Source organism: Citroniella saccharovorans (assembly GCF_035481615.1).
Classification (GTDB): Bacteria; Bacillota; Clostridia; order Tissierellales; family Peptoniphilaceae; genus Citroniella; species Citroniella saccharovorans.
Genome location: NZ_JAYKOT010000003.1, coordinates 442715 through 465484, shown reverse-complemented (window position 1 = coordinate 465484; position 22770 = coordinate 442715). Strand labels below are relative to the sequence as shown.

Below are 22770 nucleotides of genomic sequence, written 5' to 3'. Positions count from 1 at the left end.
CAATAAAAATTTAAATTTATTAAAATCTTTTGAATTAATAGAAATTTATTTTATTTTGAAAATAATTAACATCCTATTTTTAAAATAATAAAAAAATTATTACACACTATATATTTTATATTTTATTAGTCCAAGTTTCAAATAATAAATCTTCTATTTTAGGTATTTAACAGGAATTTAACCTTTATTTTAAAATATTTTCAAAATGTCAAAATTAAAAATCAAAATAATTATTGTTAATTTCATTCAATTATTCTTTACTCTATGTATATTTGAAAATCTTTTCCTAAACATGTATAATAAAAAAGTAAAGGAAGTGATAAAATGAAATTGCAGCTATCAAACTATTTAAGAGATAGTAAAAAAGAAATGAAAAGTATAATTGAAAAGCTTAAAGAAAAATATGAATACGCTTCTATTTTAGGAACTGATGTTAAGGGTAGATCATATAGGGCTACAGTTACTGGATTAAATCTTGGACCTTCACCAGATGAAGAAAGAGGCTTCGTAATTAGAATTTTTGATAAGGGGATTTTCCAAGAATTTTCTTTTAACAAACTAAATGAAGCAGAAGTTTTAAAAACAATTGATGAAGAACTTGTAAAAAATAGAGAAAAATATATAGTTGAAAAAATGACTTATAAATCAAAACCATTAGATGAGCCAATTAAGGAATCATTTTTCTCAGAAGTTAAAAACTTACCTGAAAATGATAATCCTGAAGCTATATTAAAAGATATGGATTCAATTGTAAAAAAATATATAAAAGACTATGATAAGATAATAAATATAATTTTAAATCTTTTTGTTACTGAAGTAAATAAGGTTTTTATCTCTTTTAATAGAGATCTTGAACAGTCCTATGCTTACACTACTGCTTATGCTGTTGCAGTTGCAAAAGATGAAAAATCCGTAAAAACTGAGTTTTCAGCAATTTCAGGTCTTGCTGGATCAGAAATAATTGAATCCCTAGACAATAAATGTAAAGTATCCTGTGAAAAGGCAATTGAACTACTTGGAGCAGAAAAAATTATTCCAGGAGACTATGATATTATTTGCGATCCTGACTTTACTGGTCTTATCGCCCATGAAGCTTTTGGACATGGAGCAGAGATGGATATGTTTGTAAAGGATCGTGCAAAAGGCAAAGAATATATGGGTAAAAGAGTTGGATCTGATATTTTAAATATGAGAGATGGAGCTAAAAGCTATACTGAAGTTTCTTCTTACCTATTTGATGATGAGGGTAATCTAGGTTCAGATACACATATTATAGTCAATGGATTTTTAGAAAATGGAATGGCCGATGAAATATCATCACTTAATCTTGGAGTTAAACCTACTGGAAATGGTAAAAGAGAATCTTACAAAAGAAAAGCATATACAAGAATGACAAACACTTTCTTTGATGAGGGCGATTCTAGCCTAGAAGAAATGATGGCAGATATGGATTATGGTTTTTTAATTGAAGGCTTTACTTCAGGTATGGAAGATCCTAAAAACTGGGGTATTCAATGTGTTGCCTCTAAAGCTAGAGAAATTAAAGATGGAAAATTAACTGGAAAAATCTTCAGTCCAGTCTACCTAACTGGCTATGTCCCAGATCTTTTAACTTCAATTAGTAAAATCTCAAAAGGACTTAAACTTTCAGGAAGTGGATACTGTGGAAAGGGCTGGAAAGAATGGGTTAAGACATCGACTGGAGGCTCTTATATTAAAGCGAAAGGTAGGTTAAGCTAATGCTAGATACTATAAAAGAGATTTTAGATAAAAAAGATATTTCTTTTTGGACAATAAATGAATCTATTTCTAAATCAGAAGAAGTTTTTTTAATAAAAAATAAAACTGATCTTTCTAGGATAACCGATGTCCATGAATTCGAAGTAAATGTATATAAAGATTTTGAAGATAATGGAAATAAAACAACTTCAAGTGGAACTGTTACAATAGGTATATCTGAAAGCAAGGAAGAAATCGAAAAAAAGATAGATGAATTAATATATTCTTTAAATTTTGTAAAAAATGAAGCCTATACTTTCTCATTCGACCCAGTTCAAAAAACTTTTCCTAAAAATGAGCTTAAAAAGTTAAGAGATTCTTTTAGGGATATTTATGATGTTATTTACAAGGATTACAAGACAAAGTCTAAAGTTAACTCTATAGAAATATTTTTATATAATAAGGATAATAGAGTTTTAAATAAATCTGGAGTTGATGTAAAATATTCTTCTTCTAAACTTGTTTTTGAGCTAGTAACAGAAAACAATCTTGGAAGTGAACCAGTAGAAATTTTTAGAGGTTATGAAATTTTAGACATAGATCTAAAAAGAATAGAAGAGATAACTAAAAATCAACTTGAAGAAACTGATGCAAGAGCTATAGCAGTAAGAAATAATAAAATATCTGGTATAGATGTAATATTATCTGGCGATGATGTAGAAGATTTTTTCAGCTTTTTCCTAACAAAAACATCCGCTTCATCAATATATGAAAAATTATCAGATGTAAAAATCGGAGATAAGATGCTAGATGACAATGCTAAAACTAAACTTAATATTAAATTGGATCCAAATCTAAGTCACTCACCTTATAGAAGACCAGTAGACAGCGATGGAACTCTATTAAATGAAGTTAATATAATGGAAAATGGAAAAATTCTTAATCTTTCAGCGACTCAAAGATATGCTTCTTATTTAGATATCAAAGCTACGGGAGATATACAAACATTTACTGTAGGCGGTGGAGAAAAGCCTATAGAAGATTTCAAAAAGGGAGATTACCTAGAAATTTTACATTTCTCATCTTTTAACCTAGATCCATTTACAGGAGATTTTGGAGGAGAATTTAGACTAGCAAAGCTAGTTCAAGATGGAAAAGTTTCTTTTGTAACTGGCGGATCTATATCTGAAAATATTATGAATTTAAGAAATGATTTTTATATAAGCAAAGAAACAGAAAATAGGCTTAAATCAAAAGCACCAAAAGCAGTAATATTTAAAAACCTAACTGTTGGTGGAATAGAAAAATAAAAAATTGTATGCTTTCCTTTTAAAAATGACCTTTACTTTCCTTAAAATATAGTAAAGAGAGTAAAGGTCAAGGATCATACTATTATTTAATACTCAAATCAAAGTAAGGGAACTTTATTAAAATTTAATTCTTAATTTATAAATTTATTTTATTTTGAATAAATTTAATAAATTTTTTTATCAATAAAGTCCTTAATATGAGTAATTTTTTTTACTTTTATTATTTGCGAAAAAGTTATTTATTTTATATTAGAAAGCTTTTTAATGCTAAATCTTCAAATTTTAAAAATTAGTATACAAAAATATAGATTAGTATTTTAAAAAATATTTCAATCAGAATAAAAGTATATCTATTTTTATATGTACTCAGGTTGTTGACAAAGTAGCAAAATCCAAAATGTAGCGTTCCATACGAAAGAAATTGTAAGAAATTTAAATTGAAATAATCCGCCCGTAAATCGCACTGTTTGAGCGTTAGCGAGTTTGCGATTTACAGGATTATGAGATTTAGAATTTCGGGGTTTCTGCAGTTGGATAAGCGTTTTTGGATTTTGTCTACACTCTGAGTATATCTATTTTTAGATATACTTTATTTTTTAATTTTTGCTATTGGCTTTTAAAGCTTATTAAATATTTGATTTAAATATATACTTATTAAAAAAATATATATTCATAATTTGAATTTTAGCTAAAAATTAATTAAGCTCACTCTCCTCTTTTAAGCTAAGATGTTTATCAATATCGTCTCTAATTTTACTAAATTTGCTTAAGTAAATTTCTTGGCTAAAATTTTCCATCAAAATATCATAAGCTGAATTAAAATAGTTTTTTACGCCCTTTTTAGCACTCATTCCAGCCATCATATAAATCATATAAATTCCTTGTAAAATTGCTTTAGTTACCATTGGATCCCCTGATGAATAGGAAATGATTTGGCTAAATACTAGATATAATTCATCTTCAACAGAATAAGCCTCGTAGATTATCTTTGCACTCTCATCTTCTTTTAAAACTATAAATTGATTTGCAGTGGAAAGTAATTTTCCTAATAGAGATGAAATTTTATTAATACAAGTAATTGCTGTATTAGGATCATTTGTTCCTGGACTTAATGCCATATTTGCAATCTCAGTAAGCATAATTATTCCATGATGATAATCTTCAGCACTATTATTAAAAATATTTATTACTAAAAAGCTACTAATTTTTTCCCTTAATTTTTCTTTTTCTTCCTCGTTTAGTCTCTCTTCAGTAAAAATTTTTAAATAGCCTAAAGATTCTCCTTCAATAGTATATTCACCTATCCTTTTATCTATTGTTAACTCTGCCTTCATCCCTTCAAGTTTTTTTAGAATTGCATCTGAATTAATTTTAAAAAGGTAACCTGTACTTTCTGCAAGAATTGGTATTTCTTCAGTAAGTTTATCATTATTATAACGCTTAGCATTTTCCCTAAGTTCTAACTCTTTATCAACTAGCTTATCACAATCAAGGTAAACTCCTTCAATAATATTTGAAATTTTAATATTCTCTAAAACTCTTTTTGAAAATATTATAAATCCAATCATAGCAATAATTGAATATGCAATTCCAAAGCTTCCCGCAACCACGCTTTCTTCTGGATTTATATCTTGAAGAAGAAGAATTGTAATTACAGAATAAAAAAATCCACTTACAAATATTCCATATAGGCTTATAACATTTGTTCTGTCTATAAAGCTTTGTAGTAATCTTGGAGATATACTGCTGCTATATTTGTTTAGTACAGTTACAATTGTTGTAAAACAAAATATACTAATAGTTAAGAATACTCCAGAAATATTCGAAAGAAAATTTACAGAAACTTCTACAGATAAAAGTAATTGTTTTGGTATAAATAGTTTTAAACTTGGATAAATATGGTCAATAAGCCAAGTAATTAAAAGTAGAGAAATTGTCAAAATAATAAATTTAGACAATTTCAAAAAATTTTTTTGATTGATAAACCACAGTCTCAATTTAGATAACATTATTCTTCTCCTTTAACTCTTTTAATTTAAGTATATTTTATCATATTTTTCTATATTTGCTTCAAATATCTAATAAAAAACACAGGCTCAAAAAAATTATTATTTATATATAATAAATAATTACCTCCTACAAAATTTTACCTACTAATTTCCAAATATTTAATTAGTTAATAGCTTATATAACTACTTTAAGCTTCTTTTTTTAAAATCTATAAAAATATAGCTTTCCATATTTTTAAATAATTAATTTTTAGTAAAAAAATAAAGCCTAGAAATCTAGGCCTTAACGAATAAAATCAAAAATATTATGAGTTAAACATAATCCTTTCACTATTAAACATTTTAGAAACAATTATGGAAAATATTAATCCAAATAAAATATTGGATCCAAAAGATAATATAAATTCTATACTAGTTAACTCTCCAACAATTGAATTAGAAATAGCAACAGAACTTCCATATATAGGAATCAAATATTTAAAAAGGCTAATATCACTTCCACCAGTCATAGTTAAAACGCCGGCAACTATAACTACAATATATAGAGGAGAAATATATGCAGCAGCTTCTTTTGTGTTTTTAGCATATGTTGCTATAACAGTTATAAGTGCCACAAGTAGAAATGCCATTGAAAGCATAATTACTCCAATTTGCAAGAATTGAGCGATTGATAAACTTATTTCCGGTCCATTTCCATTGTTAACAGTTTTTGGAATGACAATTCCAAGAGCTAGAGTATATATTGCTGATGAGAGCATAGAAATAATAGTAAGCCCAAGAAGTTTACCCAAAACAATCTCAAGTCTATTTATAGGAGCTAAAAGTAAACTTGCCATAGTTCCTCTTTCTTTTTCTCCTGTAAAAGTGTCAATTGCAAGTCCCATAATTGAAGAAAAAAGCATCATAATTATAAAATATGGTAGCATGGTTGCAAGAAATTTTCCTGACATTTTCTCTTCCTTGTAAATTTGACCATTGTCATCCCTATTTATAGTAAATACTTTTAATATATTTTCATCTTCTAGTCTTTGGCTAATAATCTTTTGCTTTATATTTTCTTCAAAAACTTTCTCTAATTTATTATAGGCTATTTGAGAACTATCTTCTGATGGATTGTATAATAATTTTATATTAGGGATATTGTCCCTATCATAATTTTCAATATTTTCCCTAAACCTAAGTGGAAGCTCAATAATGGCATCTATATCTCCATCCCTTAAACTTTTTTTACTATCTTCCAGCTTATTTTCAGTAATTTCTTCAAATTCAACATTTATATTGGAATCTAGTAAGTCTTTTTCTGTTTCCTTATCCATATTTATAGTATAGACTTTGGAAGTTTTACTTAGGGCTTTTTCCTCTACTCCACCAATGGTCTTTCCCAAAAGAGTAAAGATAATAACCATCATTAAAGGAGGCATTATAAAAATTCCAAAAACCATTTTTCTATCTGAAAAAACTCTGGATAATTCTTTTTTTAGTATTGTTAAAAGCGGCATTATAACTCTCCTTTATTTTCAAGATATAGGGTAAAAAAAGCTTCTTCTAAGTCTTTAGTCTTAGTCTTTTCTTTTACCTCACTAAGTGTTCCTACAAAAACTAACTTTCCATCAATAATAATTCCTATCCTATCGCAAACTTTCTCAGCTTCACTCATGTTATGAGTTGACATAATAACAGTTTTATTTTGTTCTTTCAAAAGTTTTATATAGTCCAAGACAGATCTTGCAGTTACTATATCAAGTCCAGAAGTAGGTTCGTCAAAAATAACTATATTGGGATTGTGCATTAGAGAAATTGCAATAGCAGCTTTTTGATTCATTCCTGTAGATAGTTCTTCAACTTTTTTGTCCTTAAAATTTTCTATATCAAAATATTTAAATAATTTTTCCTTTTGATTTGTAGCCACGTCTTTAGGTATAGACCTTAATTCTCTAAAAAAATCATATAAATAGTCTGGGCTAAAATTTGGATCAAGTTTAATCTCAGAAGTTAGAAATCCAATTTCTTTTCTTACTTTATCTCCCTCAATTACTGTATCAAAGCCACTTACTTCTACACTGCCTTCAGTAGGCTTTAATAAAGTTGCAATAATTCTAAGTGTAGTAGTTTTCCCAGCTCCATTGGTTCCCAATAGTCCAAAAACTTCCCCATCTTTAATTGATAAACTAAGATTATTCACAGCGATTTTTTTATCATCATTTGTTTTGAGTTCTTTTTTCATCTTGCTACTTAGCTTGTAAACCTTAGTTAAGTTTTTTATCTCGATCATTTTGCCTCCTAAAAAAATATTCTATACTTCTAGCGAATATATTATATATTATAGGTATTAAATCGTAATTAAATTTATATTAAATATATAAGAATAAAATAATAGAAAATATAAATTTTATTTAATACTCCATATTTTATATCCTAGCAAAAATTAGATTATCATAAGTTTAATTCTCTAATAAAATCTTTATAAATCTTTAATAATTTTATTCTACTAAATCTATATATTCTCCATATCCCTCTTCTTCCATCTTCTCTAAAGGAATAAATTTTAGGGCCGCTCCATTTATACAATATCTCACGCCCCCCTTATCCTTTGGTCCATCGTTAAACACATGGCCAAGGTGAGAAGAAGCTTTTTTACTCTTAACCTCTATCCTATTCATATTAAAAGAATCATCTCTCTTAAATATAATATTGTCGTCAATTGGTTTAGAAAAAGAAGGCCAGCCACATCCAGCATCGTACTTATCACTTGAAGCAAAAAGAGCCTCTCCACTAACCACATCTACATATATTCCCTTTTCATAAAACTTGTCATATTTAGAGCTATAGGCTTTTTCAGTTTCACCAAGCTGAGTAACCTTATATTCTTCTTCACTTAACTCTTTCTTTAGGTCATCTTTGTCTAATTTTTCATCATCAGAATCATCTTCAAGTGTTTTACTTGCTAAGGAAAGATCGACATGACAATATCCACCTGGATTTTTATCAAGATAATCTTGGTGATAGTCTTCAGCTGCTACATAATTTTTAAGTGGCAATACTTCAACCGCTATTTTTTTATCTAATTTTTTTTGCTTTAGCTTAAGAACCTCATCAATAATAAGTTTGTCTTCAGAATCTATATAATAAATCCCTGATCTATACTGTCTGCCTTCATCATTACCCTGTTTATTTATAGAAGTTGGATCTATAATTCTAAAAAAGTGATTAAGAATATCCTGCAATGAAATTTTATCCTCATCATAAACTAACTTAATAGCTTCGCTATGCTCAGTTTCATCTAGCTTTTCATAAGAAGTTTTTGGGACTTTACCATTTACATAACAAGCCTCAGTATCTACAATACCTGGGATTTTTTTAAAAATATCCTTCTACTCCCCAAAAGCAGCCTCCAGCTAGATAAATTGTTGATAGACTTTTACCATTTAAATCATCTAAATCGGGGGTTTCTGAAATTTCTTTTACCTTATTTACATTTTCTAATTTAAAAAATATAAGTAAAATAGAAAGAAGTATTATAGTAATTATAATAAATTTTTTCATAATATATCCTCCAATTCATTTGTCATTTCCTTTAATTTATTCCCCAAAAATGCACTCTTAAATCACTTAAAAAAGTAAAAAGCTCAAATGAAAAAATCATTTGAGTAAAATACTTAAAATATATAAAAAGTCAGATTAAAACTCTTCTTGTAATCAAAATAACTTTATTCGCAGTAAAAAGCAGCAATTTCTTTAGCCTTTTTAAATAAAGCGCTATAAGCTGCTATATGGCTATATTTTTCTAACACAAATATAGATTTAGCCCATATACTCCCCTATCCACTCTTAAAACAATATAAGAAGCATACTTCCTATCTAAAAGAGCCGCAAAAATTGAAAATTTTAGAGGTAGATATTCTTCTAATTACTCCCTAGCCAAATCTATAATTGAGCTAGATCCTATTCCCTTTAAAAGTCTAAGATGGACTCTAAATAGAGAAATCATTTTTATTAATTCAGTATTTGCCTTCTTAACTTCAAGAGATTTTAAAATAAGCTCCAGCCTTTTTTTAAGCATTAAAATATATTTCATATTTTTTAATTATTTTTTTTAGACTTTTTTATATTTTCCTATTTAATCTTCTTCTTATTATATTCTTTAAGTTTAGCTATTAATGTATAGGTAACAAATAAACATAAAATAGAATATAGTTTAAAAATAATATGATTTAGATTATTAGTAATATCAAATCCAATAACAAGAGTTTGTAAGCTGCCTAAAATTAATATTATAATAGCAGATACTAAAGCACTTAATAAAAGTGATGATATTGAAAAATATTTATAATTTGTACTTTTTAAAAAATAATATGATATAGAAATAAATACTCCAATCCCAACAATCATAAGCAAATAGTTGGGAATTTTTATAAAAAATATTAGTGCAAAAAAAAGATAATAAAGAATAATTGATAAATTTACCAAAATAATACCCCTCCAACTTGTATTTTCTAAAAATAATTTTTAAGCTAAGAAAATCTTATTTGTTGTTAAATGTAAGGTCTTCTCAAGTAACTTAGAATAAATTTGTTTTAACTTATCTCCCACTCAATAGTTACACTATCTTCAAGATCAATATCATCTGCCTCTATATCCATGTCATATGATTCTACCGTATCGGATTTCATTAATTCAAAATCTTGGATAGGCCTTGAATATATTTCTAGCTCTCCCCAAGAATAATTAATATTTTTTATTTTCCCAAGAGAGACGCCAGCAGCTTTAGAAAGAATTTCCGCTTTATTTTTTGAATCTTCAACTGCTTTTTCTAGTAGAGAATTTTTAATTTTATTCACATCTTTAACTGTATAAACGATAGAAAACTCAACTTCAACTTCACATCTAGATAATTCATAAAGGACCCTAGAAAGAATTTTATTGTCATTTGGAAATTGGATATATAATTTTTCTTTATAACAATAGCCTATAAACTTTGATCTATATATATTATCCTTGTCATAATAACTCTCATATTGTGAAGAAATATTAAAACTTAAAGTTTTTAAATTTTTTATATCCAGTCCAGCCCTTATAATAGTTTCCTTTAGACTTTTAGTCGACTTTGAAACCATCTCTAATGTTTTACTATATTCTTTATTTATTTCTTTAATTGAAATATTGATTCTTATCAAATCTAGTTTAGCTGATACCTTGCCTTTTCCTGTTACTTTAATTGTCCTATCCATTTTAAATAATCTCCTTTTTTAAAATTATAAGAATGAAATTCCCTATATAGCTAATAATAAATAAAATATCTTTCACTTATATTCTATTTTATTATAGTTTACATTAAATTTAAATACTATTTTAAATTATTTTAATAATAAATAGTTTAATATATTATTAAATATAGCTTTTTACTTAGATTTAGACTATAATCAAAATAAGTAGGGAGGGCTTATGGAAGATAAAAGAAAGCTTAGATTTATTCTTATTGCATTTGCACTTTTATTAATTGTAGGAATAGTTGGCTATATGATTCTATTAAAAGTTAATTTTGTAGATGCTTTATATATGACAGTTATTACAATATCAACTGTAGGTTTTGGCGAAATTGGAACAACTAGTGAACTATCTGAAATATTTTCTGTCTTTATGATTTTTCTAGGTGTTGGAATAGTTGGCTATGCCTTCACAACAGTTGTTGCAATGTTTGTTGAAGGTAAGGTTGTAGATTTGTGGAAGGGAAATAAAATGGATAAAAAAATTTCTGCTCTAAATGGGCATTATATAATATGTGGATCAGGTGAACTTGCAGAAGTTATTATAGAAAAATTTATAGATGAAAATCTTAACTTTGTTGTAATCACAGATAATCGTGAAGCTCTTGATAGCTACAGTCACCATAATATTTTAGTTATCGAAGGTCACTCAACTGAAGAAAACATTTTGGAAAAAGCAGGAATTGAAAAAGCAAAGGGACTTATATCCGCTTTAGATTCTGAAGTTGATAACATAGTAACTGTATTAACAGCAAGAAATCTCAATAAAGAAATATACATTATAGCAAATTCAACATCTAAATCTGGAAGTGATAAACTAATAAAAGTTGGAGCAAATAAAACTTTATCTGCTATCGAAATTAGTGGCAAAAGAATGGCATCTCTAATGATAAAGCCAAATATTATTTCATTTTTAGATGTAGTAACTAGAATTGGTGATGTTGAGCTTGATCTAGAAGAAGTTATAGTAAAGAAAGGATCTTACCTAGAAAATAAAAATTTGATTGAAGCACAAATTCCAAAAAAAACTGGATTAATTGTCCTAGCTATAAAAAAATTTGAAGATAGTAGAATGTTATTCAACCCTCCAGTAAACTATACTTTTAAAATTGGAGATGTGTTAATTGTTCTTGGAAGAGAGGACCAGGTTGATAAGTTAAGAAATCTTGGAGATGAATTAAACTAAGGCTAACTCTTTGTAGCTAGCCTTTTTAAAGAATATCAACTCTTACCCATATATTTGGTCTAAAGTAGATATGGAAAATTATAAAACTAAACTTATTATATTTAAACAAACATTCTAAAAAATTTTATAATAATTCAAGGTAAGCTTATGATAATTTATCCTACATCAAATCTTTTAAATTAATTTTGTTTTTTATCCTAAAAAATTAAATGGAAAGATTAAAAATTCAGTATCTATGAAATATGAACCATCATTTTCTAGTTTATGATATTTCGTATATGAATATAAAATTGCCTTATATGAGACTGTTCCTCCGTCCTTATAATTGTATTTAATTGGAAAGCACAGTATTAATAATATAGCTAGAAAAATAAATAATTTTTTTCTATTTTTCTTCAAAATAATACCTCCTTCAATTATCCTAAAAGATATTTAAAATCTCTTGAGTCTATTGGGATTTTATGCGATTAATTTTAAAATTTTATGCCTTTATTATCTATTTTTATCACGGATAATTAAGCTTTTTTTTATTAAACATTAATTTGTATTTTATCACTTTAAAAATATCGAAAAACTATAAATAATCTAAGGCATATTATGCGCTGTTACTTTTTAATATACCTTTAGAATTAGCCATAGCTGAAAAATAAATTATACTTTTTTCTCTATTTTTAACATCTGTTAGCAAGACCATAATTATCCTTCAAACTTAAATTTATCTTAGATATTCCATAATCAATTAATAACTTGTCTTTCTTAGCGCTTTCATAGGATTTTTTTAAGCATAATTATATCTTTATTTCTATATTCTTCTTTAAATCCTAGTTCTGTAAACAATTTGATTGCACTATTATTGGTAGCTAAATCGTCATAAAGCTCCCTTAATCCATTATTTTTTGCCTTTTGGCATAATAGTTTTAATCCACTTCTTCCGTAGCCTTTTCCGCGATATTTTGAAAATATTATTATACTAGCTAAATATATTTTTTTATTCTCTTCAAAATAATAAGCTATTTCACCAACAAATTTATTATTTTCATCAGTCAAATATCTATAATATCTTTTACCAGCAGTATCTATTATCCAATTTTTATACCACCTATCCCATTTTGATTCTGGAAAATCAATAATGCCGCCCCATGCCTTGTTATATGACATAGTCTCTGGATCAGATAAAATCAATTTTCTAAACCAAAGATCTTCGTATTTTGGTATATAGGTTTTTATCATAGTATTTTTCCCTTTCTAAAAACTTCTATTTTACATAAATATAAAATCTAATAATAATTTGGCTAAAAATTCATTAAAAAGCCAAGAATAAAATATCGAAAAATTACATTATAAATAAAGGAGAAATATAAAATTATTTTTCTATTTCTGCTTTAAAAACCATAATTACATCTGCATCTGAACAGCAAAACTCTGCAGTCCCTTCCTCTTGACCTGGAAGACTTCCACCATATCTTAAAATATCAATATATGGGAATGCGCAGTGCATTGCCATTGGACAGATCTCTCCGCGCTCGGTATCATAATCAAACACATCTCCCACCTTGTGCCCACGGTGACAGCCTTTCTTTCCTCTTCGGTCAGTAATAGTAAGTTTTATTTTTGGTCTTTTACCACGATTCATTTAAAGTCCTCCTTAGAAATAATTTTAGTTTATAAAGCTTTCTAAAACTATTACAAAAAATTACTAATAGATAATTAAGGATAATAAAATTAATTTATTCTAATATTATCACAGGATATTTTTTTAATTTATCCTCTGCTAGAAAAAAAATGTTCTTTAGCAAATTCCATGTCTTGTACAAATTCAGCTGTACCAACATACTTTCCAGTCTTATCTCTCACTGCCATATATTTTACAAGCATTGTATGTCCACCCTTTTCCATCCAAACGGTTACAGTATCGCGACGATTATTTCTAAAATCATCTATTATTTGACGTACCATTGGCTCAATTTTAGGCGGATGGCAAGAAAACACTTCACGATCAAGCGCCATTGTAGGTCTTTTAAAAACCTTGTGACCCTCATTGAAATAACGATTGATATTATCTTCATCTACAAATGTAATTTCTATTGGAATTGTATTTAAGAGTGCTGTAAGTTGTTCAATTGTAAGATGCCCTCCTGGCATTTCAATCTTTTCATTAATATTTGACATTTTTTTTGTTAAAAATGAATTTTCTGCTTCATCCCAAATATCCATCTTAGTATCAAAACAAATATCATAGTCCTTAGAGTCATAGTAAATGCCATACCATTCATCCTTAGTAAAATTTACAGCGCATATTGGAAATAGGATATTTTGTTCCTTATAAATCATTTCCTTAGCTCGATTAAGTACAATATCTATTCTTGAATTCCACTCTTTACCGCGTTCATTTTCTCTCATTAGTTTAGAAAGTTCATCTCGCAACTCATCATCTGTAGTCCACATAATATTTGAAGGACCAGATATTCCATATACTTCCTTTAGTAGTGGATATATAAGATCACCCTTCTTAGCGTAGTGAACTGATAGTTCGCAAATTTTAGCTAGTATAGATTCATCTCTGCTTTTATTAAACTCTGTAATAAGATTTGAAAGTACTTTATTTTCCTCACTAAGTGTGTGAAGTGGATGACCTTTGATTCTCTCCATCTCGGCAGCAAGGGCATTTTTATTTGAATAATCCCTCTTTGGAAGGGAGTCTAGTTTTGCCAGTGCTTCTTCGGCTCTTTTTCTATAGTTAGAATCACTTGACTTACTATTATCATTAGAAAATTTTTCTTCCGTAGTCAATCCATGAAAGAGTGCTGAGTGAACATCACATAGGCGCTGAACTTCTGAAATGGGAGTTCCTTCATTTAAAAGCTCTTGCTCTGCTTTAATAATTTCTGAAGGTTCAACTTTTTCAAATTCCCTTACAAAATCAGTCCTAACAGCATCTAAGCTTTCTCCTGCACTTAATCTTTTCAAATATGATTTTATCTGTTCAGTTCGGCTTTTCTGAGTGCCATCCATTTCAATATTACTTAATGTTAGTTTATTTGTAAAAGTACTATCTGGCATTTCACCAGTAATTTCAAATCCACAATCCATCAAACTTGTTATAACATTCATCATAGAAATATTATTGATTTTAGCTCCTTTTGGAATTGTCATAATTTTCCCTACTGAATGTAGCATTGATTTTTTTGTAATTTCTTTAAAGCCAAGTTTTTCCATGATATTAATTAATTCTGGATACTCCTGAGTAAGTTCGAAAACACTTTTATTTAAATCTATCTTTTTTGTCATTAGAATTAACTCCTTATTTTTCTTTTGTTTTATTATAATTAAATAATCATTGTTTGTTATTGGGGCAACATTTTTTAAATGATGCAAAATTTTTATTTTTGAATATAAATTTTTATCTAATGTAAAATAAACTATAATTATTAATAGTTCTTACTGTTTCAATTAAGAAAATCTTTTTAATTTCTAAAACTAAATCTGTATTAATCCTTTAAAAATTCTTTTATAATTTTCTTGATTTTGTTGCAATAAATGATTTAATATTCAATTCATGAAGCCTTCCATATCCATTTGTATCTTCATATATATCAAGTAAAGTGAATCCTGCTTTAAGCTGCCCACCTATCTGTTCAGTCATGTTGTGAGAAAATTGCATTCCAGCATCATCCTTTATAAGATAATCCCTAGCTTTTTCATCATTTAAAGGATTAAATGGCATTTTCCAAACTATTTCCCTTTCTTCATCATCTACAATATAGTTAATTTCATTATTTAATCCAGCTAAGAAAATTCCGCCTTTTTTGAGTACTCTATATGCTTCACTGAATACGTGATAAACATCTTCCACATAACAATTTGAGACAGGATGAAAAACAATATCAAAAGTTTCATCACCATAAGGAAAAATTTTTGTCATATCTCCTTCAAGAGCATCTAGCTTGTAACCTTCTCTTTCTGCAATTTTAAGTTCTGTTTCAATTTGTTTAGAAGAATTATCAAGAACGCTACATATTCCACCCAAAGCACTAAAAATTGGAATTTGCTGACCTCCTCCAGAAGCTAAACCCAATATTTTTTTATTTTTCAAATCCCCAAGCCAATTATGAGGAACAGGGACTGTTGGAGTTAAAAAAACATTCCACACACCATTTTGAGCATTGACAAAATCTTCATGCGAAATGGGCCTACCCCACTCCCAACCTTCTTCTACCCATTTATCAATTGTCTCTTTATTTATATCTTGATATGATTTCATAACTACCTCCGATTTTTATTTTTTTCAAAAATAACAAAATGCTTTTAAAAACTAAGCTTTATTAAATTTTGTAAATTTTATTCTTATCTTATAGGAATATTTCTCTATTAAATTTATCGTTTTTATTTAAACTTCATACTGATAATTTTTTCATAAAGCTCTTTTGTATCCCTATCGGTCTTTTGATTAAATATATAATTCTTGTCCGCTCTTATAAAAATAACCTTTTTAGAGCTTTTATAATAATATAGTCTTACATTTCCAATTCCCTTAATTGAAAAAGATCCATAATTTTGACTTTTTAATGATGTTCCATTTATTCTTATAACATCTTTTCCTGGAAATTCATCTAATATTTTAACCTCTTCAATATCTTTATAATTTATTTCATCTTTATAAAGCTTAGCCGAGATTAAAATTCTATCGTTTTCAAAGTTATATTTATAATTAGCCGGAGTCAAAAAATATGGTAAAGATGCGAAAAAAAGAATTCCAATTGCAATGCTGCCATAAAATATCGCCTTACCTAAAGGTCTCCCACGATTTATATCCATATTGCCTGGAGATAATTTTGATGGAACTAAAATCCTTTTGTCGTCCTCATTTTTATACCCAAAAATATCGTAGTAGTCTTTTTCATCTACATTTAAATTTATATTTTTTTCTTTTGAAATATTATTTTGTTTAATAATAATAAATATTAATCCTAAAGTCACAAAAACTATATAAACTATAAATGGCAAATAGGAATAAGGATTATTATAGGATAGAATAGTTCCTATCAAGTTTATTATGGATAAGATAAGAGTAAATATTAATATAAATTTACTGAAATTTCCTTTATTTCTTACATTCAAATCCACATTCACTTCTTCCAATTCTGAGTAAATTATATTGGGAGATTTTTCTATAACAATAGCAAAATATATTAAGCTAAGATTTAAAATAGCTCCTGTTATTAAAAATAAAGTAGAAGTTTTCACTTCAAAGTCTAAGAAGAATAGTCCCGGTAAAAGTATTATCATAGGAAGTATGTGCATAAATTTACTAGGCATATTCTTTTTTATTTCCACATTTGCTTTTAAGTCAGCATACTTTATATTTGATTTTATATTCTTAATTTTTTTATACTCCCTAAGTTCTTTCATTGACTTATTGGTAAAAATATTAATCAAAATAGCATAAATAGTAATTACAAAAACAAATAAAAGCATTTTTACTAGCTCTGTTTCCGCAATAAAAATTAAAAGAGGAAGAGGCAAAAAAATTTTAAATAATATAGAATTTTCCCTTTTCAATTCTTCTGTAATTTCTTTTATTCTCTCATCTTCAATTAAGTCAAATGGAATAGAAGTAGCCAAAATATACCCATTTTTATACTTTGTTATTTGCTTTATTTGAAATTGGATCAAAATAATAACTAAAAATAAAGAGCTTACAATAATTAAATCAAATATCATTTTGCACCTTCCTTATAAGTTCATCTAAATTGTAACCACGAGCTTTAGCTTCAAGTAATAGTTTTTTAAAGGTATTTTCAAATTCATTTTGTCTTAAATTTTTCAAGCTAGAAACCTGAGCCCCAGATCGTCTATGAATTTCAACAAAACCTTCATTTTTCAACATATTGTATGATTTTTGTATAGTCATCGGATTTATATCAAGATCCTCTGCAAGAGATCTTACAGTAGGAAGCTCATCTCCAGAAGAAAGTTCTCCCATACCTATCAAGCACACAATCTCATCTCGCACCTGTTGGTAAATAGGAACGTCGCTTGCCATATCTATTTTTAAAATCATAATATCTCCTTCGTGTTTTTGTATTATCTGTATTATATATTATAATACAGATACAGCAAAAAAACAATACTCAAAAAAAAATTTGGAGTACTATTTATATAAAATATTAACTACGTTTTATAGTAGCTATAATTATATCTTAACTTTTCTAAATTTAAAATTTTCTAATAAATATAATTTCATAAAAAATAAAAACAAAAAAAATTAAAAGTCTTAAATCATATTGAATGAAAAATAAAATTTTATTAAAAAACCTATTTCATTTTCTTTCTTTAAAAAGGGAAATAGAATTAATTAAAATCGATAATATAACTAAAATCCACAATGTCTTACTAATAATTGGCATAGTGTCCATAAGACCGCTCCAATCTTCTTTAACCACACGCCTAGTACCATCAGAATAAAATGCACAAACTGTAAGAGCTGTTAAAGATAAACTAATAAATCTATACCAATTAGTATTTTTCTCTTTAAATGTAAAAGTTACATTTAATAAAGCAAATATCATAGCTCCAATTCCAAGAATCAGCCACATAGTCTCCTCCTTTAAAATTAAATTTATTTTTATCATATTTTCTAAAAATATCTTTTTTATTTTTATTTTTAAACACTATAAGATTTAAAGTATTTTAAAATAATCTATTGGACTTGCTAGATTTTATGATTTAAAACAAATCCAGCCTTTTATAGAAAATCTATCTAAATTCAACTTCTTAATCTTATAATAACATAAAAGTATTAAAATGATTACTTTCTGAAGCTAAGATAAAATACTGAATTTACAAAAGCCGAATTTTACACTTATATTTCTTCTAAATAGTTACTTGCTTCCTCTCGATTTTTAAAAATAAAAATCTTTTTATCCGAATATTTTTCTAGTAAATGCAGCACACTAGGCCTATTTACTTTATTATAATTATAAATAAATTCAATAAACTCCTCATCAACTTCATCAATTGCCTCAACCCATGGCATATCTGACCGTTTTTTCCTCTTCGCCCAATCACACCATCTAAACATATTTCAACTGGATAATCTAAAAAAAATACTGTATCACAGGCTTTTAGTCTAATTTCAATTGTAGAACCATAATCCCCATCTATTATCCATTCATCTTTCTGAATTGCCTTATACAAGCGTTCTATAAATATATTTCTTTCCACCGTACTTCTATCAGAATTCCAATTCATCAAATCCAAATGGAATAGTGGAAGACTTGTTTTTTTATGTAAAGCCTTAGAAAACGTACTCTTTCCACTTCCAGGACAGCCAATTACCATAACTCTTTTCATAAAAAATCACTCCTCCAAACTTTCACTAACTTTCATAATATTGCTTTTAAAGTGGATGGTTTTATATATAGCCACAATCATAAAATTCTATCCTTATTGGCTAATGCCCTGCATAAATACTAATTCTAATAATAAAAGTTAATAAGTTAATTTAGTTCTTATTCAAATTATTTAATTAAATTTATTTTTGAGTTACCTAGATAAATTTTTCATCATATTCTGTAGGATTATCCCCGCACACACGGGAAATATAAGTTTCAATTGTCGATAGGTGCGTTAGAAGCAGGATCACCCCCGCGCATGCGGGAAATACTTATAGATTCACTATTTGCAGAATAATAAAACAGGATCACCCCCGCGTGTGCGGGAAATACTAACTATTGATCACCAATTACAAAGCTCAGCTAGGATCACCCCCGCGTGTGCGGGAAATACAGCCAATAGAAAAAAAGAGACCAAATAGGCGTGGGATCACCCCCGCGTGTGCGGGAAATACACTTTAATTATTAAATTAATCATGTTGTTATCGGGATCACCCCCGCGTGTGCGGGAAATACTTTTAAACAAACAAACAGATGGGGGATACACCAGGATCACCCCCGCGTGTGCGGGAAATACTATCTTTGAAGGATATTGTGACTTCCTTAATTAGGATCACCCCCGCGTGTGCGGGAAATACATTAAAAGATCCCAGAATTTTAGCTATTTGTAATTTAATTTATCCCTTAAATTATTTACTTTACTTATAAGTTTTAGACTTAACCTTGCATCTTCTAGTGCCCTATGAGGCACTTTTTCATCAATTCCATATTCTTTTAAAACTGTTTGTAGTTTATAATTTTGCAAAAAAAGTTTCTCTCTTTTTACGTATTTCATTATATCATAAGTTTTATTTTGTAGCTTTGGTAAGTCAATCCTTTTTAGTGCAGCATTAATAAATTTTATATCAAAGTCTAAGTTGTAACCTATCAAAATTGAATTGTCTATAAATTTTAATAATTCTTCTATTGCTTCTTTTTCATCTTTACCTTTTTTAAAATCTTCTTCTTTTAATCCTGCTAGGTTCCTAATTATATCACTTAATTCTCCATTATAATTTACTATACAGCTGTATTCTTCAAGTTTTTCTGAATATTTTATAGCTCCTATTTCTATGATTCTATCTTCTTGATAGTTGAGCCCTGTAGTTTCTAAATCAATAACTACGAATTTTTTACTATAAGAGGATTTACTATTTCCTGTAAATTTTTTAGCTTTTCTAATTTTAGCCGCTTTGCTGAACCCATATTTAGGGTCATCATTTTTTTCTCTTTCAGTTTTAGGAACTAATACTAATGGTATTCCATCATAATCTATCACCATTCTACTGGAGTTATGTGTTTCAAAATTATACCCTATTTCATTTCTGTAGGCATAACTAATTGTTGCCTCACCCTCGCCTACACTTTCAACAACTCTCTTCCAAAGTTCCTCTCTAACCTTACTGTTAATGTTTCCAACATATACACCAACAGCTATCTCTTGCATCCACTTTGTAAGGTCACCTCTTAATGATGGTGGGGCATTTTTTAATGTAATAACTGTAAGTGGCATATCAATCCTCTTTATAACTTATTCCATGCTTAACATTTTCATTTTTGTCATCCCATAAGTCTAAGGCATCAATGCAAAACTCTTCATTTTCTTTTACATTCATCAAATATTGTAAGTCTTTTACGATTCTAAGCATTATTTTCCCATCTTTCATCTTATCTCTAATGGCAAGTCTTGCAAGCTTTGCAATATCATAAGTTTCTTTAGCACTTGATGCTATCTGGAAAGCTGTAGGTATTGTAATTTCTGCTTTATATAAATCTGCAATATCATAAACAAATGATTTATCATGACCAGTATGAATGAATCCTAGTCCAGATGACATACCAAGTGCACAAATAATGCTCTGGCAAACTCCATAAAGTGAAATATTTGCAGCCGATAATGCTTTGTTTACAGCTGTTCCATCATCAAAATCATCTATTTTATATTCTCTTCCATTCCACTCAACATTATATTCTTCTGAAAGTAGTCTATATATCTTTCTTATTCTCGAACCTTCTCTACCTCTAAGCTGCTGCATTGTAAGTTTACTTACATCTTCTCCATCAAATCTCATACTATACATTTTTCTAGCAACTTCTAATCGAGATCTATTATTAGAAACTAGTTTAGCTTGTTTTTCTAACAGTTTTGTAGAATGAGCAAGTGCCCTGCCTGAAGCATAATATCTTACTCCTCTTTCCCCAACCCAAATAATACAAGTTCCTGTATCAGCAATAAGTTCAATAGCTCTATGGCTTATCTCTGTTCCTGGGCCCAGAAGCAAAACACCTATCATAGCCGCTGGTATGCTTACAGTTCCTCTGTAATCTAAAACAGTTATCGCACTGTCTATTCTATTTATCTTTGCATGTTCAACATATATAAAACTTACTCTATCAGAAATTCTAGGAAGTTCTGTTAGTTCAGTTTTTTTAGCACCACTTATTTTATCCATGATATGGTATTATTGTTAATAGGCCAAATCCATAAGCTTTTTTGCGTCCCAGCCCATTTATCAATGTATCTTTAAATTTCTCGGAATCTATAACTGTTAATACTCCTTCATAAGTAGCAGAAACTAAATTAACTTTTGTAAGAATTTCTTTTTTCTCATCTTTTTTAATAAAAAGTTTTTCTCCTCTACTTGTTATGCTAAATTCATCTTCTTTAACTGAAAATCCATTTTTTTCTGTTCTATCAAGAAAGAAGCTATTGAGTTCTTCTAGACCCACTGGCACCAAACGTCCACGTTTAATATGTTTTTTATCATCACAAATAGATTTTACAGTATTTAGATTCACTTTAAATCTTGCTTTCAAGCCTTCTTCTATAGAATCTAGTAGCCTATCATAAGATTTTGTTTCAGCGCTTGATTTAACTCCATACTTTTCTAATCTTTCTAAATCTGGTTTATTTTTACTCAAAATTAGCAAATAAGACTCACCATTAATTTGATCTACTCGCCATAGCTTTCTAGTCCTATCTTCTACTGAAGATTCTCTTTCGTCTGGGAAAGAGTCTTCAACCCAAGCATGATAAGCTCCTAAATGTGTTAAATCTCTTAACATTCTCCTATTATATGCATCTATTTTAACCCTTGATAAATACATTATTCACCTCACTCATCTAGATTATCGAAAAAATCAATATCTTTTTCAACATCATCTTCTTTTTTGTACTCTTTATAATATAATTTAATACTAGTTCTTGCTTCAAAACGAGGTCCGAATTTACGCTCTTTTTGTGAGAAAGATACTACTCTATCATTTCTAATCATATAAGCTTCATCATCAAGTAGTTCTTTATCAGCATATAAATCTGCGATGTACACTTTATTTTTCTTTTGATAATCTTTTGAGGCTTGCCACTCAAGATTTTTAAGCGCATCTATTGCTCCTAGTTCATTTTCTTCCAAAACAAAATTGACTGGAACTGGACAAGATCGTCTTCCCATAAATTGTTGAAAATATGGATGCTTCAGTGCATAAATAATCTCATCCATCCACTTTTCATCTTTGCATGATAGTGCTACTATAAAAATGGAGTCTTCTAGATAATAACGATATGTTATATAATTTCTTTCAAAATCTCCATTATCTTTATATTTAGCCGCAATATGAAAATCTTTCCTTAATGTTCCTACTTGATCAACCCTAACAGCAAAGTCTAATTCATTAAGCTTACCGATTTTTTCGTCCTCATCTCTTCTATAGCCAAAGCTAGCTGCAAGGATGCCTATGATGGCTGATTTTGATGGATAATAATCTGTGTTTCTAGTTTCAAAGTGTGATGATGTGCCCCAAGACTGCATTGGCCCACTTAGTTTTAATAAAACTGTTTTCAAAATATCA

At 28.2% G+C, this 22770-nt stretch carries 22 protein-coding genes, 1 pseudogene and 1 CRISPR repeat array; of the genes and pseudogenes, 3 read left to right on the top strand and 20 right to left on the bottom strand.

The window, feature by feature from the left end; translation table 11 throughout:
- The first annotated feature begins 324 nt into the window (after positions 1-324).
- Both VLK81_RS04770 and VLK81_RS04765 read left to right on the top strand, forming a co-directional pair.
- Positions 325-1740, top strand: coding sequence for a TldD/PmbA family protein (locus VLK81_RS04770; RefSeq protein ID WP_324619532.1), 1416 nt, complete (start codon positions 325-327; stop codon positions 1738-1740).
- Positions 1740-3029, top strand: a complete 1290-nt coding sequence (locus VLK81_RS04765; protein WP_324619531.1) for a metallopeptidase TldD-related protein — start codon at positions 1740-1742, stop codon at positions 3027-3029. The genes VLK81_RS04770 and VLK81_RS04765 overlap by 1 nt, the downstream gene beginning before the upstream one ends.
- A 695-nt stretch (positions 3030-3724) precedes the next feature.
- On the opposite strand, the gene VLK81_RS04760 is transcribed toward VLK81_RS04765, so the two are convergent.
- The 7 genes and pseudogenes from VLK81_RS04760 to VLK81_RS04730 all read right to left on the bottom strand — a co-directional run bounded on the left by VLK81_RS04760 (position 3725) and on the right by VLK81_RS04730 (position 10266).
- Positions 3725-5038, bottom strand: a complete 1314-nt coding sequence (locus tag VLK81_RS04760) for a DUF2254 family protein (RefSeq protein ID WP_324619530.1) — start codon at positions 5036-5038, stop codon at positions 3725-3727.
- A gap of 305 nt (positions 5039-5343) precedes the next feature.
- Positions 5344-6537: an ABC transporter permease gene (locus VLK81_RS04755; protein WP_324619529.1), complete on the bottom strand. Its 1194-nt coding sequence runs from the start codon at positions 6535-6537 to the stop codon at positions 5344-5346.
- A complete protein-coding gene (locus tag VLK81_RS04750) occupies positions 6537-7310 on the bottom strand; it encodes an ABC transporter ATP-binding protein (RefSeq protein ID WP_324619528.1) in 774 nt (257 codons plus the stop codon). Before VLK81_RS04750 ends, VLK81_RS04755 begins: the two co-directional genes overlap by 1 nt.
- A 208-nt stretch (positions 7311-7518) precedes the next feature.
- Positions 7519-8581, bottom strand: a pseudogene (gene msrB, locus VLK81_RS04745) (peptide-methionine (R)-S-oxide reductase MsrB).
- Between the two features lie 364 nt (positions 8582-8945).
- Positions 8946-9113 (bottom strand): hypothetical protein, encoded by a 168-nt coding sequence (locus VLK81_RS04740; protein ID WP_324619527.1) that lies wholly within the window; start codon positions 9111-9113, stop codon positions 8946-8948.
- Positions 9114-9151: 38 nt separating this feature from the next.
- Complete coding sequence (locus tag VLK81_RS04735) at positions 9152-9505, bottom strand: hypothetical protein (RefSeq protein WP_324619526.1); 354 nt, start codon at positions 9503-9505, stop codon at positions 9152-9154.
- 107 nt (positions 9506-9612) lie between these two features.
- Positions 9613-10266, bottom strand: coding sequence for an SIMPL domain-containing protein (locus tag VLK81_RS04730; RefSeq protein ID WP_324619525.1), 654 nt, complete (start codon positions 10264-10266; stop codon positions 9613-9615).
- Positions 10267-10480: 214 nt separating this feature from the next.
- Here VLK81_RS04730 and VLK81_RS04725 point away from each other — a divergent pair, with 214 nt between their 5' ends.
- Positions 10481-11488 (top strand): potassium channel family protein, encoded by a 1008-nt coding sequence (locus tag VLK81_RS04725; protein ID WP_324619524.1) that lies wholly within the window; start codon positions 10481-10483, stop codon positions 11486-11488.
- Between the two features lie 192 nt (positions 11489-11680).
- On the opposite strand, the gene VLK81_RS04720 is transcribed toward VLK81_RS04725, so the two are convergent.
- The 13 genes from VLK81_RS04720 to cas5e all read right to left on the bottom strand — a co-directional run bounded on the left by VLK81_RS04720 (position 11681) and on the right by cas5e (position 22763).
- A complete protein-coding gene (locus VLK81_RS04720; RefSeq protein ID WP_324619523.1) occupies positions 11681-11887 on the bottom strand; it encodes a hypothetical protein in 207 nt (68 codons plus the stop codon).
- Between the two features lie 366 nt (positions 11888-12253).
- Positions 12254-12718, bottom strand: coding sequence for a GNAT family N-acetyltransferase (locus VLK81_RS04715; RefSeq protein WP_324619522.1), 465 nt, complete (start codon positions 12716-12718; stop codon positions 12254-12256).
- 133 nt (positions 12719-12851) lie between these two features.
- A complete protein-coding gene (locus VLK81_RS04710; RefSeq protein ID WP_324619521.1) occupies positions 12852-13121 on the bottom strand; it encodes a TIGR04076 family protein in 270 nt (89 codons plus the stop codon).
- 128 nt (positions 13122-13249) lie between these two features.
- Positions 13250-14776 carry a DUF438 domain-containing protein gene (locus tag VLK81_RS04705; RefSeq protein WP_324619520.1) on the bottom strand — a complete coding sequence of 509 codons (1527 nt, stop codon included), beginning with the start codon at positions 14774-14776 and terminating at the stop codon, positions 13250-13252.
- A gap of 220 nt (positions 14777-14996) precedes the next feature.
- Entirely contained in the window at positions 14997-15749 is a 753-nt protein-coding gene (locus tag VLK81_RS04700; RefSeq protein WP_324619519.1) for a class I SAM-dependent methyltransferase, read from the bottom strand.
- A gap of 122 nt (positions 15750-15871) precedes the next feature.
- Positions 15872-17209, bottom strand: a complete 1338-nt coding sequence (locus VLK81_RS04695; RefSeq protein WP_324619518.1) for a PH domain-containing protein — start codon at positions 17207-17209, stop codon at positions 15872-15874.
- A complete protein-coding gene (locus VLK81_RS04690; protein WP_324619517.1) occupies positions 17199-17549 on the bottom strand; it encodes a GntR family transcriptional regulator in 351 nt (116 codons plus the stop codon). The genes VLK81_RS04695 and VLK81_RS04690 overlap by 11 nt, the downstream gene beginning before the upstream one ends.
- A gap of 259 nt (positions 17550-17808) precedes the next feature.
- The gene (locus tag VLK81_RS04685; protein ID WP_324619516.1) at positions 17809-18084 is read right to left on the bottom strand and encodes a hypothetical protein; all 276 of its coding nucleotides are present in this window, start codon (positions 18082-18084) and stop codon (positions 17809-17811) included.
- Positions 18085-18451: 367 nt separating this feature from the next.
- The gene (locus VLK81_RS04680; RefSeq protein WP_324619515.1) at positions 18452-18841 is read right to left on the bottom strand and encodes a P-loop NTPase family protein; all 390 of its coding nucleotides are present in this window, start codon (positions 18839-18841) and stop codon (positions 18452-18454) included.
- A 284-nt stretch (positions 18842-19125) separates the two neighbouring features.
- A CRISPR array of direct repeats spans positions 19126-19520; the repeat unit is 29 nt; unit sequence AGGATCACCCCCGCGTGTGCGGGAAATAC.
- 23 nt (positions 19521-19543) lie between these two features.
- Entirely contained in the window at positions 19544-20434 is an 891-nt protein-coding gene (gene cas2e / locus VLK81_RS04675) for a type I-E CRISPR-associated endoribonuclease Cas2e (RefSeq protein WP_324619514.1), read from the bottom strand.
- Between the two features lies 1 nt (position 20435).
- Positions 20436-21374 (bottom strand): type I-E CRISPR-associated endonuclease Cas1e, encoded by a 939-nt coding sequence (gene cas1e, locus VLK81_RS04670; protein WP_324619513.1) that lies wholly within the window; start codon positions 21372-21374, stop codon positions 20436-20438.
- Positions 21367-22029: a type I-E CRISPR-associated protein Cas6/Cse3/CasE gene (gene cas6e, locus VLK81_RS04665; protein ID WP_324619512.1), complete on the bottom strand. Its 663-nt coding sequence runs from the start codon at positions 22027-22029 to the stop codon at positions 21367-21369. Before cas6e ends, cas1e begins: the two co-directional genes overlap by 8 nt.
- An 8-nt stretch (positions 22030-22037) precedes the next feature.
- On the bottom strand, positions 22038-22763 hold the full coding sequence (gene cas5e / locus VLK81_RS04660; protein WP_324619511.1) for a type I-E CRISPR-associated protein Cas5/CasD: 726 nt from the start codon (positions 22761-22763) through the stop codon (positions 22038-22040).
- Positions 22764-22770 lie beyond the last annotated feature (7 nt).